The following is a 14,487-nucleotide window of genomic DNA, read 5'->3' as shown; positions in this document are numbered from 1 at the left end:
ATTTTTGAGGAGTGAACACCTGATGTCAGCATTAACCCCCGCCAGTGAAGTGATACTGCGCCACAGTGACGAATTTATTTCCCGCCGTGTGCTGTTTGCCGGCGACATTCAAGACACGTTACCAGCGCAGTTTGACGCGGCGGAGGTGCACGCGCATCTCACGCAATATAACCATTGGCTGCCGCTGAACAAAACCATGGGCGACAACGCGCAGTTTGGTTTTCTGGTGGATGCTGAGCAGGTGGCCACCTGCGATACCCTGATTTACTACTGGCCGAAGAGCAAACAGGAATCGCAGTTCCAGCTCGCCAACCTGTTATCGCATCTTGCCGTTGGCAGCGAGATTTTTGTGGTGGGGGAGAACCGCAGCGGTGTGCGTAGCGCGGAAGGTATTCTCGAAGACTTTGCACCGTTAACCAAGATTGACAGCGCGCGGCGCTGTGGGCTTTATCATGGCCGATTAGAGGCTTCTGCTGAATTTAATCTTGATGACTGGAAAGACAGCTATTACGTTGAGGATGTGCCGGTCGCGACCTTGCCCGGTGTCTTTAGCCGTGATGGTCTCGATGTCGGCAGCGCGCTGCTGTTATCTACCTTTGCGCCGCACATGAAAGGCAAGGTGCTGGATATTGCCAGCGGCAGTGGCGTGGTGGCGGCGGTGTTGGCAAAACAGTCGCCAAAGCTGCGTTTGACGCTGAGTGATGTCAACGCGGCGGCGTTGTTGACCAGCCGTGCGACGCTGACATTAAACGAATTGGAAGGCGATGTGATTGCCAGTGACGTCTACTCGGATATTGCCGGACGTTTTGACCTGATCGTCTCCAACCCACCGTTCCATGATGGCTTGCAAACCAGCATGAGTGCGGCCGATCGTCTGATTCGTGAAGCCCCCAAGCACCTTAATATTGGCGGGCAGTTACGCATTGTCGCTAACGCCTTCCTGCCTTATCCGGCATTGCTGGATGCCACTTTTGGTAACCACGAAGTACTGGCGCAAACCGGACGCTTTAAGGTGTATCAGGCCACATTAACGCGTGCCAGTAAGCATGCCAAACCGGCTGCGCGCTAACCATATGGGGGCCTCGGTGATACACCGAGGCCTCAGGTTGATAAAGATGAGATCTTTCTCTCTTGTCATCCTCGGCGAAAGCCGGGGATCTCTGTCAGAAGAAACGCGTTTAGTTTGTACGAGATTCCCGCCTGCGCTGGAATGACGGGATGTAGGCGAGAATGACTGTTTTAAGTGGTTTATCAGTAACCTGACAGCGTGTTTTTGTGCTCATCGCTGTTAGCTGAGATTATTAATGGTAGCCATGCTCTCCGTGCCGTAACGATCGCCCGCTGCTGCGGCGAAGGGGAAGATGGCTTCAATCGCTGCCAGTTCCTCTGGTGTTAGCTGAACGTCCAGTGCGGCGATATTCTCTTCCAGATAGCGACGGCGTTTAGTGCCCGGAATTGGCACGATATCGTCACCCTGCGCCAATACCCATGCCAGTGCCAACTGCGAAGAGGTGACGCCTTTTGCTCGCGCCAGTTTTTCTACTTGCTCAACCAGCGCTAGGTTTTTGGCAAAGTTATCCCCCATAAAGCGCGGATTGGTGCGGCGGAAATCATCCGGAGCCAAATCTTCCGGGCTGCGTAACGTACCGCTCAAAAAACCACGCCCGAGCGGGATATTGGGAACAAAACCAATCCCCAACCGGCGGCACGCCGGGAGGATCTTGGCTTCCACATCGCGCGTCCAGAGAGAATACTCCGTTTGCAGCGCGGTAATCGGGTGTTCACGGTGTGCGCGCTCCAACAATGAAACCGGCACTTCACTTAATCCGATATAGCGGATCTTGCCGGCGGTCACCAAATCGCTCAATGCGCCAACGGTTTCTTCAATCGGTACGCTCGGATCGACGCGGTGCTGATAGTAAAGATCGATCTCGTCGACACCAAGACGCTTCAGGCTGCCTTCGACCGCTTGGCGCACATAATCCGGGCGACCACAGACACCGCGTGCATGCGGGTTGCTTGGATCGCGCCTTATCCCAAACTTGGTGGCAAGGACCACCTGTTGGCGTTTGCCTTTGATGGCGCGCCCAACCAACACTTCATTGGTGTGTGGGCCGTACATATCGGCGGTATCCAGCAGCGTGACGCCCAGTTCCAGCGCGCGGTGCAGCGTGGCGATGGCCTCTTTTTCATCCTGCGCGGTCGAGTAAAAATCGCTCATGCCCATGCAGCCAAGCCCGATGCTGGAAACCAGCGGTCCTGTTTTGCCAAGTTGACGTTGTTGCATTGTGTGTTCTCCCTCGCTCGTAAGATGGAAGCAGTGTGATTGTTCAGAGAATAAAGATAAATAGCGGATAATGTGCAACACTGTTCAAAAATCACCAACAATTAGGATGTCGATGGATCATATTCAGGCGATGCGCACCTTTGTGCGGATTATCGAACTGGGCAATTTCAGTCGGGCAGCCGAAAAGCTGAATTTACCGCGTGCCACTGTCAGCCATACGATCAAGCGACTCGAGGCACGCCTCGGTGTCCGACTGTTGCTGCGCACCACGCGTCAGGTACAGGTGACGGCTGAAGGCGAGATTTACTATCAGCGCTGCCTACGATTGCTGGCGGAAATAGACGAAACGGATACGCTGTTCTCACGCCAGAAATTGCGCCCTTCCGGGCGCATTCGTGTCGATATGCCACACTCACTGGCGCGTGAGATTGTGATTCCTGCACTGCCGCAGTTTTATCAGCGCTACCCCGAGATCACGCTGTGTCTGAGCGCTAATGATGCAGCGATCGATGTGCTGCGCGAGAGCGTAGGCTGCGTGCTGCGGGCCTGGCAGGTGGAAGATGAATCGTTGATTGCACGCCATTTGCCCGCGTTGGAGCAGGTAACCTGTGCGTCGGCAGACTACATTGAGCGCTATGGCATGCCGCAAATGCTGGATGATTTAGCCACACATCAGGCAGTAGGCTATTTTTATCAGCGCACGACTCGTCACTATCCGCTGGATTTTATGTCACAGGGGGTGTGCGAGCAGCGAACTCTGCACAGCCAGATTGATGTCAGCGGGGCGGATGTCTACGTGGCGGCGTGTCGCGCCGGGTTGGGAATGATCCAGTCTCCGCGCTATGGCGTGCGGCACTGGCTGGAAAGCGGTGAACTGGTGGAGGTTCTGCCTGAGATGCCGCCACCGGATATGCCGTTGTACATCATGTACCCTGCAGGGCATTTCCTGGCGCCGAGCGTCAGCGTGTTTATCGATTGGCTGTGGGAGTGCTTCGCGCGTCCCTTATAAGGTCAATATGACGATTTTTGCAGCAAACCCAGCACCCAAGCGGAAATAATCATTGAAGTTGTTGAAAAAATCTCTAGAATTCGCCCCCGTGGTGACACGATGCATATCGTGTGACGGCGTTGCGAAGGTGGCGGAATTGGTAGACGCGCTAGCTTCAGGTGTTAGTGTCCTTCGGACGTGAGGGTTCAAGTCCCTCTCTTCGCACCATTTTTTAATGCTTTTCCCTTCTTTTTTATTTTTATTTCTTCGTGTCGATCAAACATTTTTCTTGGTACTGCATGACGTATTGTCCGTTATGGCCACGTCCTTTGGAATGCCACCACCAACGCGCTCAATCCGCCCGCCAGTGCAATGCAGGAAGGCAGCAGCAGGTAATGGCGCAAACGAGGATGGAACAGCATGACGTCGGTCGCCAGTAGCGCAATCGCTACGATCAGCTTCCAACTGTTGAGTTGAAGATCGAGCAGAGCAATGGCATCTGTGCGGCGGGTAGCAGAATACCCCAGGCACTGCTCAGGCGTTTACCCAGACACCAACTGGCACTCCATAACCCATATCGTTATACACATCTTTTGGCCATTTTTTGAACAGGATGCTCAGAACCCCGTGAATTAAGGCATTCAAGCCATCCCATTGGCTTTTTGAGGTTCAAAATGCCACTCTGAGATAAACCCGTAACTCATTGATTAAACAGTGCGTTAGAAAGATGTGTATAACGATATGTCCATAACCCGCATGCGGTAATCATTGCGGTTAGCATGGCTGCGCTCCTCTATGGATGATGAAACTCATGATTGATAATGACAACCACTATTATATGTGAATTTATATCATTTACGGACTGGCATAAGCCCCGGCAAGCGATGCCGGGGGACTGGAAATAATGAAGGGAAACCTGCGGAGAGAGAATCAGTAGATTGACTGATATAGCGCCTTGATTTGCTCCAGTGTCACATCACGTGGGTTGCCGCCGGTGCAAACATCGTCGAAAGCGGCCTGCGCCAACGCCGGAATATCCTCTTCTTTCATGCCCACTTGACGCAGACATGCTGGGATATCCACATCCTGAGAAAGTTGCTTCACGGCGGCAATGGCGGCTTCCCGCGCTTGCGCAATCGGCATCTCTTGTGCACCCGGGACGCACATTACAACGGCAATCTGGCGGAATTTATCGCCGGTGTAGTCAGCATTGAACGCCATGATATGAGGCAGCAGGATTGCGTTTGCCACGCCGTGCGGGGTGTCATAGAAAGCGCCCAACGGGTGTGCCATACCGTGAACCAATCCCAGACCCACGTTGGAGAAGCCCATGCCGGCGACGTACTGTCCCAAGGCCATTGCCTCCACGCCTGCGGCATGGCCTGCCACGGAATCTCGCAGCGAACGGCTGATGATTTCGATAGCCTTCAGATGCAGCATGTCGGTCAGCTCCCACGCGCCTTTGGTGGTAAAACCTTCAATCGCGTGCGTCAAGGCATCCAGGCCGGTTGCCGCCTTCAGTGAGGCGGGTATGCTGGCCATCATGTTGGCATCGATAAACGAGACAATAGGAATTTCATGCGGATCGACGCAGACGAATTTGCGACGTTTTTCTTCGTCGGTGATCACGTAGTTAATCGTGACCTCTGCAGCGGTGCCTGCGGTGGTCGGGATCGCGAAGATTGGTACACTGGGACGACGTGTGGGCGCAACGCCTTCCAGACTGCGTACATCGGCATATTCCGGGTTGTTGATGATGATACCAATCGCTTTACAAGTATCCTGTGGCGAACCGCCGCCAATAGCGATCAGGTAATCGGCCTGCGCTGCCTTGTAGCGCTCAATACCTGCGGTCACCACGCGAATAGTGGGATTAGGCACTACGTCATCGTAAACCTCGTAGGGCAGGCCCGCTTGATCAAGCAGAGTGATGACTTTACTCACCACACCATATTTCACTAGGTCTTTGTCAGTGACGACCAACGCTTTGTGGAAACCACGCCGGGTTATCTCTTCCACGATATGGTTAACCGCCCCCGCACCAAAATACGAGGTTTCGTTAAGGATCATTCTTTGGGTCATCGTCGTAATATCCATAACATTTATGATTTTAAATGGGTGCTGAAAAGGGTCGGGTAGCGCGAGCGATCGGGGCGGGAAACGCCCTCATGGCGCGAAATGTTAATCCTCATAGAGTTAGCTTCTATGCCATCAATAACGGAAAGGCCGTGATGCATCGCTGATAAATGGATATTACCCTTTTAATAAGTATGGATATGTGGCAGGAAAATTGCCTTCCCCTCGTTGCCATCAGTGGTGACGCGGTGGCAGTGAGCGCAAGGTGGGTGTGATCGTCGTCATCTTTAGCGTTTTTGGCACCATGACATAATCGGTAATGCCTTCAAATAGTTGGCTTTTGTGATATTCTGCCGCTATTTGAGGTTTCCACGTGGTTACTATTTTTGTTCATTGCCCTCGCTGCCATTCAGATAAAGTTTATCGACATGGCCTTAGTCCAACTAAGCGCGAACGCTTCCGGTGTCAGTGCTGTCGCCGTGTATTCCAGCTTACCTACCGCTATGAAGCGCGAAAGCCGGGAGTCAAAGAGCAGATCGTTGATATGGCCTTCAACGGTGCCGGTGTTCGCGATACCGCCAGAACGTTGAAAATCGGCATCAATACGGTCATCCGGGCTTTAAAAAGCTCTCGCCCAGCAGGATAACGTCTTCTCCCGTTGCTCACGCCGACGTCGCCCTTATCTGTGAACTTGATGAGCAATGGAGCTTCGTTGGCAATAAGGCACTACAGCACTGGCTCTGGTACGCTTACAATACCAAAACGGGCGGTGTTCTGGCCTACACTTTTGGCCCCCGAACCGATGAGACCTGCCGTGAATTGCTGGCTCTGTTGACACCGTTCAACATCGGCATGATTACCAGTGACAACTGGGGCAGCTATGCAAGAGAGGTTCCGAAGCAGAAACATCTGACTGGCAAGATCTTCACGCAACGCATAGAGCGCAATAACCTGACGCTCCGTACCCGCATTAAACGACTGGCGCGTAAAACGATTTGCTTCTCGCGCTCCGTCGAGATCCGCGAAAAAGTCATCGGAGCCTTCATCGAAAAACACATGTTCTACTAATTGGAGTCATTACCAACCAGCGGGACCTTTTCTCCAACGCTGGGCTTCAGTATTGCGCTGGCTCGCGTGCCGCAAGGTATTGGTGAAACGGCGTTGGTGCAAATTCGCCAGCGCGAAGTGCCCGTAGAGGTGACCAAACCGGTATTTATTCGTGGCGGAAAGGCACTGGTTTGACGCTGTCCCCGATCTGACCATGATTATTGATTAACGTTAGCGCGATATATGCCGCAACACCTTAGCGTTTCAGGAAGGCGGATATCGCGCGATTCGATACGACGAAGCGATTTTTAAGGAGAGCAGGCAATGAGCAGCACAATCCCAACCGAGTTGAAATACACCTCATCCCATGAGTGGGTCCAGGCCGAAGGCGAGGGTGTCTATCGTGTCGGTATTACCGAACATGCCCAGGAACTGTTGGGGAACATGGTTTTTGTCGATTTGCCTGACGTTGGCACTCAGGTTGCGATGGGTGACGACTGCGCTGTTGCTGAGTCGGTCAAGGCCGCCTCAGATATCTATGCACCGTTGAGCGCTGAGATCGTGGCAGTGAACGATGCGCTGGAAGTGCAGCCGGAACTGGTCAACAGTGCGCCTTATGCCGACGGTTGGCTGTTTAGCATCAAAGCATCTGATGAAAGCGAATTGAACGATCTGCTGGATTCTACGGCTTATCAGGCGCTGTTAGAAGAAGACGAATAATCTTGTCACCCCGTGATGGTTTTATTGCGCATCACGGGGTAAACCGATTTGTCAGAATGTAAGACACTGAGCGCAGTCTACCGCGTTCGCACTTGTTGTTTGCCATGAACGTTCACTTGCTATAACAATCGCTTGAAGCAGGAAATATCCCTAATGACCCAGACTCTCAGCCAACTCGAACATGACGCCGCTTTCGTGGAGCGTCACATCGGCCCTACGCCCGCGCAGCAGGCTCACATGCTGGAAACGCTCGGTGCGGATTCATTGTCGGCGTTGATTCGACAGATTGTGCCGGCAGATATTCAGTTGCCCAACCCGCCAGCCGTGTGTGATGCGCTGCCCGAACATCAGGCGTTGGCGGAGCTCAAGTCGATTGCCAGCCGCAACCAGCGCTATAAGAGCTATATCGGCATGGGGTACACCGCTGTGCATATGCCGCCGGTGATCTTGCGTAATTTGCTGGAAAACCCCGGCTGGTATACCGCCTATACGCCTTACCAGCCTGAAGTCTCGCAAGGGCGGTTAGAAGCCTTGCTGAATTTTCAACAGATGACGCAGGACTTGACCGGACTGGAGCTTGCCTCCGACTCTCTGTTGGATGAAGCGACGGCGGCAGCGGAAGCGATGGCAATGGCCAAACGCGTCAGCAAGCTGAAGCAGGCTAACCGCTTCTTCGTGGCAGAGCATGTGCATCCGCAAACGCTGGATGTGGTGCGCACTCGTGCAAAGACCTTTGGTTTTGAAGTTGTGGTCGGCGATGCCGCCGCCGCATTGGAAACAGAAGGCGTGTTTGGCGTGCTGTTGCAGCAGGTGAACACCTATGGTTAAGTGAATGATTATATTGATCTTATCGCGCAACTGAATGCGCGCAAGATCATCGTTAGCGCCGCTGCTGATATCATGGCTCTGGTGCTGCTGGCCGCACCGGGCAAGCAGGGAGCCGATATTGTGTTTGGTTCCGCCCAGCGTTTTGGTGTGCCGATGGGCTACGGTGGTCCGCATGCGGCCTTCTTCGCCTGCAAGGATGAGTATAAACGCGCCATGCCGGGTCGTATTATCGGCTTTTCGCGCGATGCGGCAGGTAATACGGCGCTGCGTATGGCGATGCAGACGCGTGAGCACACATCCGCCGCGAAAAAGCCAACTCCAACATCTGCACCTCTCAGGTGCTGCTGGCGAATATCGCTGGGTTCTATGCGGTTTATCATGGACCGCAGGGGCTCAAGCGTATCGCTGAACGCATTCATCGTTTAACCGATATTCTGGCCGCCGGGTTGCAACAGGGCGGCTTGAAATTGTGGCACTCCACCTGGTTTGATACGCTGGCGGTTGAGGTCACAGACAAGAACGCCATTATCGCCCGCGCGCAGAATGCCGGGATCAACCTGCGCACCGATCTTTATCACGGGGTCGGTATCACGCTGGATGAAACCACAACCCGTGAAGATGTCGCAGCGCTATTTGACGTGCTGCTGGGAGACGATCACGGTCTGTCCATTGCTGCGCTATTGCGCACGGATGCCATTCTGACCCACCCGGTGTTCAACCGTTATCACAGCGAAACCGAGATGATGCGTTACCTGCATCGCTTGGCGCATAAAGATCTGGCGCTGAACCGTGCCATGATCCCGCTGGGTTCCTGCACCATGAAGCTGAACGCGGCGGCGGAAATGCTGCCGATCACTTGGCCCGAATTTGCTGAACTGCATCCGTTCTGCCCGCCGGAACAGGCACAAGGTTATCGTTTGATGATCGAACAGCTTTCCGGTTGGCTGGTGCAACTCACTGGCTATGATGCCGTGTGTATGCAGCCCAACTCGGGTGCGCAGGGCGAGTATGCCGGTTTGCTGGCAATTCGCCGTTACCATGAGAGTCGAGGTGACGATCAGCGCACGCTGTGTCTGATTCCAAGCTCTGCGCACGGCACTAACCCGGCATCGGCACAGATGGCCGGGATGGCGGTAGAGGTGGTGGCTTGTGACAAACAAGGGAATATCGATCTGCACGATCTGCGGGAGAAGGCCGCGCAGGCGGGCGATCGCCTCTCCTGCATTATGGTGACCTATCCTTCCTCGCACGGTGTCTATGAAGAGACCATTCGTGAAGTGTGTCAGATTGTCCATCAACACGGCGGACAGGTGTATCTGGATGGCGCGAACATGAACGCATAGGTAGGTATCACCACGCCGGGCTACATTGGCGCGGATGTGTCGCACCTTAACCTGCATAAAACGTTCTGCATTCCGCACGGTGGCGGCGGGCCGGGTATGGGACCGATCGGGGTGAAAGCGCATCTGGCTCCGTTCGTGCCGGGGCATCAGGTGGTACATATTGAGGGTTTGCTCACCACGCAGGGCGCGGTATCTGCCGCACCTTTTGGCAGCGCCTCCATTCTGCCTATCAGTTGGATGTATATCCGCATGATGGGTGCTGAAGGGCTGAAGAATGCCAGTCAGGTGGCGATCCTCAATGCCAACTACATTGCAACGCGTTTGAAGGATGCCTATCCGGTGCTCTACACCGGCCGCGATGGCCGCGTGGCGCACGAGTGTATTCTGGATATTCGTCCGCTGAAAGAGAGCACTGGCATCAGCGAAATGGATATCGCCAAGCGTTTGATCGACTATGGCTTCCACGCGCCGACCATGTCGTTCCCAGTGGCGGGAACGCTGATGGAAGAGCCGACGGAGTCAGAAAGTCAGGTAGAGCTGGATCGCTTTATTGATGCGATGCTGGCGATCCGTGCAGAAATTCAGCGGGTGGCGTAAGGTGAATGGCCGCTGGAAGACAACCCGTTGGTGAATGCACCGCATATCCAGCAGGAGATCGTCAGTGAGTGGTCGCATCCCTACAGTCGAGAACTGGCGGTGTTTCCGGCGGGGGCTGAGCATAAATACTGGCCGAGCGTAAAACGCCTCGATGACGTGTACGGCGATCGCAACCTGTTCTGCTCTTGCGTACCGATTGGCGATTACGCGTAGCTTCCTGCGCAATGACTCGCACTCTCTCGTCATTCCCGCCTACGCGGGAATGACAGAGGTAGGCAAGCCGGAGAATTACCCCAACCACCCTTTGGCCTGTGCGGTTTCCAGATGATCTTTCAGGTAGCGCCACAGTTCGGGATTGATCTCGGCGATAAAGCTGGCGCGTCCCAATACTTGCTCCAGTCGGATGCCGTTTTCCACCCAGCTTTGCCCACCGTTATGCAGGTTCATCAGGATAGGCATAATGCGGTCGATCATCAGTGCAAAACGCGCGTTCGCGGTGTCGCCTGCTTCATATTCTTGCCACAGTTGCAGAAAATGCTGACGTTGCGGTTCGGGCAGTAGGCCAAATAACCGAACCGCAGCGGTTTCTTCCTGCGCCTGAATCGCTTCTCGAGCGCTCAGATCGTAGACCATCACGTCGCCAGCATCGATCTCGACGATATCATGCACCAAGGCCATTTGAATCACGCGCTGAATATCCACGTCCTGACTGGCGTAGGGTGCCAGGCTCATCGCGGCAACGGCAAAGTGCCAACTGTGCTCTGCGGAATCTTCGTGACGGGAACTGCCGATGATTTTTGAACGACGTTGTACGCTTTTTAGCTTATCAATTTCCATCAGGAAACCAACTACTTCAGTCAGCGTACCAAACTCGAGAGTGGGTAAAGCCAGGGACATCAAAACCACCTTACATCCATTGATGTGTCAAACGCGGCTGTATCAAACACTGCGCAGTCAAACAAAACCGGCTCATTGTAGGGGAAGCTGGTGAGAATTTACACGCTTTATTCCGCGATGATGTCCCTTTGGCACTGACTATTCCGTCTGATAACAGACCTTTCGGGAGGGAAAATTGTCGACTATCGTTATAGTCATGGCACAAAACAATCTGCTTTACCGGTCTTCCCAAATGCACTGTGCGCAATGCACAAGGCGAGGTTGGCATTGAGCCCGTGACAAGGCGAAGTAAAAATCACAATAAAAGCGCTAATAATAAGGGGGCAATGATGCCTATTCGTATCATTCGACGCACGATCAAATATGCTGTGGTTATCGTGTTGGCCATTGCGTTGACGTTTCTGGTTATTCGGGTGTTTGACTCACAACGGGGACCCGCACTGGCTCCCTGGCATATTTATGTGCCGACAGAGATGACGCCTGACCAACTCGATCGTGCCAACTGGGAGCAATATTTGGCTCATGAGGATCACTTGTTTCAGGAGATGACCGAGCAGGTGACCCAGACGCTGGACAGGGATGAGCAGGTTGCCTTAAACCGCTATTTTGTCGGCAGCCCAGTTTATCCGGGGCGCTTCGCTCATAACTGGAACCACTCTTATGAACTGATGCCGGAAGGCGAACCCAAAGGTGCGGTGGTGCTTTTGCATGGGTTAACCGACTCTCCCTACAGTATGCGAAATGTGGCTGAGCTTTATCGCCAGCACGGCTTTGTCGCTATCGGGCTGCGTATTCCGGCGCATGGTACTGTGCCCGGTGCGTTAACCAAAGTCCGTTGGGAAGATTGGTTGGCTGCCACGCGTTTAGCAGTGCGCGAGGCTGCGCGTTATGTGACGCCCGCGAACGGTGGAGAACGCTTACCGCTGCATATCGTTGGTTTTTCTAACGGCGGGGCGCTAACGCTGAAATACGCGCTCGATACGCTCAGCGATCCTAAGTTGCCCAAGGCGGATCGTCTGGTCCTGATCTCTCCGATGATTGGCATTACGGCTTACGCGCGTTTTGCCGGTTTGGCTGGGTTACCCGCGATATTCCCGCCGTTTGCCAAAGCGGCATGGCTTGGTATTGTGCCGGAATTCAACCCGTTCAAGTACAACTCTTTCCCGGTGAACGGTGCGCGCCAGTCTTATCTGCTCACCAGCGTGTTGCAGTCACAGTTGGAACAGGAAGCGCGGCAGCGCAGGCTATCGGAACTGCCGCCGATTTTAACCTTCCAGTCGGTGATGGATTTTACCGTCAGCACGCGGGCGGTGATCAGCGCCTTCTATAATCTGTTGCCGAAAAACGACAATGATTTGGTGCTGTTTGATGTCAACCGCACCATCAATTTTGGTCTGTTACTGCGTGATGCGTCCGCATCGGCGATTGGGCAATGGTTGCCGCCGACCCCCCGTTTGTACGGCACCACGGTGATCACTAACGCATCGGTACAAAGCGCAAAGGCGGTCGCCTTTGACACCAAAGCAGGTAGCATGGAGGTCACGCGCCGCGATCTCGGGATGGATTACCCTGAAGATGTCTATTCGTTATCGCACGTAGCGCTGCCATTTTCTGACAGCGATTCGCTTTATGGCCGTTTCTCTACGCCGCCGTATGAGTTTGGTATTCCACTCGGGCGTATTGCCGCGCGCGGAGAACGCGGGGTGTTGATTCTTGATTTGGATACGTTGTTGCGCCTTTCCTCCAACCCCTTCTATGACTACATGATGCAGCGTATTGATGATGTTATTCCTGGCGAAAGGGAACACGGACCGATACCGGTCTCTGTTCAAGCTCAGTAGCGAGGCAGATCGAATAATAGTTTCAGCGTACACTTGTACACTGAAACTATTCTCGATTACACTCTTCCCGATGAGATTGCATGAAGTTTGTACAGCCAATCGTGCCGGGAGTAAAAACGGAATATGGTGAAATCAGAAAGTAATGCGGGTTATACGTTGGCGGAAGAGATAGCCAACAGTATCCGTCACGGTGCTGGCGTGGTGTTGGGGATTGTTGGGTTGGTGCTGCTGCTGGTGCAAGCGGTGGACAATGGCGCGACGAGCACGGCTATCGCCAGCTACAGTTTGTACGGCGGCACCATTATTCTACTGTTTCTGGCCTCCACGCTCTACCATGCGATTCCCAGCCCACGGGCTAAACCCTGGCTCAAACGGTTCGATAACTGTGCCATCTATCTGTTGATAGCGGGCACCTACACGCCGTTTTTGCTGGTGGGGTTGGATTCACCGTTGGCGCATCGCTTGATGATTGTCATCTGGAGCATGGCGCTGGTGGGCGTGTTATTTAAACTGGCGTTTGCGCATCGTTTTGAAGTGCTGTCGCTGGTGACATATCTGGTGATGGAGTGGCTGTCACTGATTGTGATTTATCAGTTGGTGCAGGTGTTAGCACCGGGTTGTGTCACCTTACTGGCGGTGGGCGGTGCAGTGTATACCTTAGGCGTGGTTTTTTATGTGTGTAAACGTATCCCGTATAACCACGCCATCTGGCATGGTTTTGTGCTGGGTGGCAGTCTGTGCCATTTTCTGGCGATCTACCTTTACGTTTAGCCGCTAAATATCACTCTGGCACCGTTTCTTGATGAAACAGAAACGGTGCTCAGTGGTGAAATTATTCAGACAATGAATAAGGCAGTGGTTGCAGACTCAACTGACTTTCCGCTGCGTCGCGCACGCGCAATATGCTATCCGCTTCAAGAGCGTTATTCAGTACCGCTTGCACCCAAAGTGTGCCATCGCTTAACTGGCTGGCGGCGAGTATCGTACCGGTGCGACGCCAGTTTTCACCCATTTTCAGTTCCAAGCCTTCGCCCGCTTCTGGCACGCGCGGTGAAGTACCCGCCAGCCAATAGAGTGCCCGCTTGTTGGCGCCGCGAAATTTTGCCCGCGCCACCATCTCCTGACCTGTGTAGCAGCCTTTATTAAAACTGATGCCGTTAAGTGCCTGTATATTCGTTGCTTGCGGGATGAACTGCGCGCTATTTACGTTGTCAATAATCGGCAGTGCGGATTCAATATCCAGTGCCAGCCACTGTTGACTGTCGGCCCATTGCACGTTGTCTGCCAGTGTGGCACTCAGCGCGGCGACACCTTCGTCGTTCAGTACCAGAAGGAAACGCTCAGCAGGAAGGGCAAAATGCAGCAGTGTACCGAAGGGGTGGCTGACAACGGGATGTTCACTGTCCGGTAGTGCAGAGAAGACCTCGGCTAAACGTTCGCGTATAGTGCTTCCCGCAGCACCGATAAGCTGGAGATTGTCCTCTGCGGTGATAGTGGTTTTGGCAAAGACGGCGTATTTTTTTAACTCGTTTAACTGCGTATCACGCAGATTGCGACGTACCAGATAGGCGAAACCATCGTTGTGGGCAAACAGACGCAGTGCGCTCCACATTTTGCCCTTGGCATCACAATGGCCGCAAAGTACATGTTGATCGGGGGCTAACGCATTAACATCGGCCGTCACCTGGCCTTGCAGGTAAGTGCGTGTGTCCGGACCGGTAAGTGTCACCAGTGCCCAGTCATCAAGTGCTATCAGCGTAGCGGGAAGATGCGCCGAGGCCGTGATGGCGTTTGATTTAACCGTTTGTGCAGCAAAGGGAAGTGGGGTAGCCATGTAACCATCCTCGCGAAGGTTTGCGTTTG

The 14,487-nt window shown here is 53.8% G+C and carries 10 protein-coding genes, 1 tRNA gene and 3 pseudogenes; 9 read left to right on the top strand and 5 right to left on the bottom strand.

All coding sequences use genetic code 11. The annotated features are described in order from the left end of the window. The first annotated feature begins 22 nt into the window (after window positions 1-22). Window positions 23-1,069 (top strand): 16S rRNA (guanine(1207)-N(2))-methyltransferase RsmC, encoded by a 1,047-nt coding sequence (rsmC, locus tag ACWWJF_RS02525; protein WP_455868606.1) that lies wholly within the window; start codon window positions 23-25, stop codon window positions 1,067-1,069. Between the two features lie 219 nt (window positions 1,070-1,288). On the opposite strand, the gene ACWWJF_RS02520 is transcribed toward rsmC, so the two are convergent. Continuing rightward, window positions 1,289-2,287 carry an aldo/keto reductase gene (locus ACWWJF_RS02520; protein WP_455868605.1) on the bottom strand — a complete coding sequence of 333 codons (999 nt, stop codon included), beginning with the start codon at window positions 2,285-2,287 and terminating at the stop codon, window positions 1,289-1,291. A gap of 112 nt (window positions 2,288-2,399) precedes the next feature. Between ACWWJF_RS02520 and ACWWJF_RS02515 the strand changes: the two genes are divergently transcribed. Both ACWWJF_RS02515 and ACWWJF_RS02510 read left to right on the top strand, forming a co-directional pair. Then, a complete protein-coding gene (locus ACWWJF_RS02515; RefSeq protein WP_455870897.1) occupies window positions 2,400-3,296 on the top strand; it encodes a LysR family transcriptional regulator in 897 nt (298 codons plus the stop codon). A gap of 121 nt (window positions 3,297-3,417) precedes the next feature. Beyond that, window positions 3,418-3,503: transfer RNA gene (locus ACWWJF_RS02510), tRNA-Leu, on the top strand. Window positions 3,504-3,589: 86 nt separating this feature from the next. Here the strand turns inward: ACWWJF_RS02510 and ACWWJF_RS02505 are convergent. After that, window positions 3,590-3,825, bottom strand: a pseudogene (locus tag ACWWJF_RS02505) (DUF1435 domain-containing protein). A gap of 380 nt (window positions 3,826-4,205) precedes the next feature. Continuing rightward, a complete protein-coding gene (fucO, locus tag ACWWJF_RS02500) occupies window positions 4,206-5,357 on the bottom strand; it encodes a lactaldehyde reductase (RefSeq protein WP_455870896.1) in 1,152 nt (383 codons plus the stop codon). 367 nt (window positions 5,358-5,724) lie between these two features. On the opposite strand from fucO, the gene ACWWJF_RS02495 reads away from it, so the two are divergent. The 4 genes and pseudogenes from ACWWJF_RS02495 (at window position 5,725) to gcvP (ending at window position 10,099) form a co-directional block, all read left to right on the top strand. Continuing rightward, window positions 5,725-6,419 (top strand): IS1 family transposase gene (locus tag ACWWJF_RS02495; RefSeq protein WP_455868604.1). Its coding sequence is split into 2 segments (ribosomal slippage): window positions 5,725-5,968 and window positions 5,968-6,419, totalling 696 coding nucleotides; the frame shifts between segments, so codons are not numbered across the junction. Window positions 6,420-6,422: 3 nt separating this feature from the next. Beyond that, a pseudogene (locus ACWWJF_RS02490) lies at window positions 6,423-6,593 on the top strand (glycine cleavage T C-terminal barrel domain-containing protein); the annotation flags it as partial. 129 nt (window positions 6,594-6,722) lie between these two features. Then, the gene (gene gcvH / locus ACWWJF_RS02485) at window positions 6,723-7,118 is read left to right on the top strand and encodes a glycine cleavage system protein GcvH (protein ID WP_455868603.1); all 396 of its coding nucleotides are present in this window, start codon (window positions 6,723-6,725) and stop codon (window positions 7,116-7,118) included. A 153-nt stretch (window positions 7,119-7,271) separates the two neighbouring features. After that, a pseudogene (gene gcvP / locus ACWWJF_RS02480) lies at window positions 7,272-10,099 on the top strand (aminomethyl-transferring glycine dehydrogenase). A gap of 75 nt (window positions 10,100-10,174) precedes the next feature. Here the strand turns inward: gcvP and ACWWJF_RS02475 are convergent. Next, window positions 10,175-10,783 carry an HD domain-containing protein gene (locus tag ACWWJF_RS02475; RefSeq protein ID WP_455868602.1) on the bottom strand — a complete coding sequence of 203 codons (609 nt, stop codon included), beginning with the start codon at window positions 10,781-10,783 and terminating at the stop codon, window positions 10,175-10,177. A 329-nt stretch (window positions 10,784-11,112) separates the two neighbouring features. Here ACWWJF_RS02475 and ACWWJF_RS02470 point away from each other — a divergent pair, with 329 nt between their 5' ends. Together ACWWJF_RS02470 and trhA are read left to right on the top strand one after the other, a co-directional pair. After that, window positions 11,113-12,624 (top strand): alpha/beta hydrolase, encoded by a 1,512-nt coding sequence (locus ACWWJF_RS02470; RefSeq protein WP_455868601.1) that lies wholly within the window; start codon window positions 11,113-11,115, stop codon window positions 12,622-12,624. Window positions 12,625-12,747: 123 nt separating this feature from the next. Then, window positions 12,748-13,395, top strand: a complete 648-nt coding sequence (gene trhA, locus ACWWJF_RS02465; RefSeq protein ID WP_455868600.1) for a PAQR family membrane homeostasis protein TrhA — start codon at window positions 12,748-12,750, stop codon at window positions 13,393-13,395. Window positions 13,396-13,456: 61 nt separating this feature from the next. On the opposite strand, the gene ygfZ is transcribed toward trhA, so the two are convergent. Further along, window positions 13,457-14,458, bottom strand: a complete 1,002-nt coding sequence (ygfZ, locus tag ACWWJF_RS02460) for a tRNA-modifying protein YgfZ (RefSeq protein ID WP_455868599.1) — start codon at window positions 14,456-14,458, stop codon at window positions 13,457-13,459. Window positions 14,459-14,487: the final 29 nt, after the last annotated feature.

This window comes from Symbiopectobacterium sp. Eva_TO, assembly GCF_053848865.1.
The sequence above is the reverse complement of the archived record's forward strand: the minus strand, read 5'-3'. Positions and strand labels throughout refer to the sequence as shown.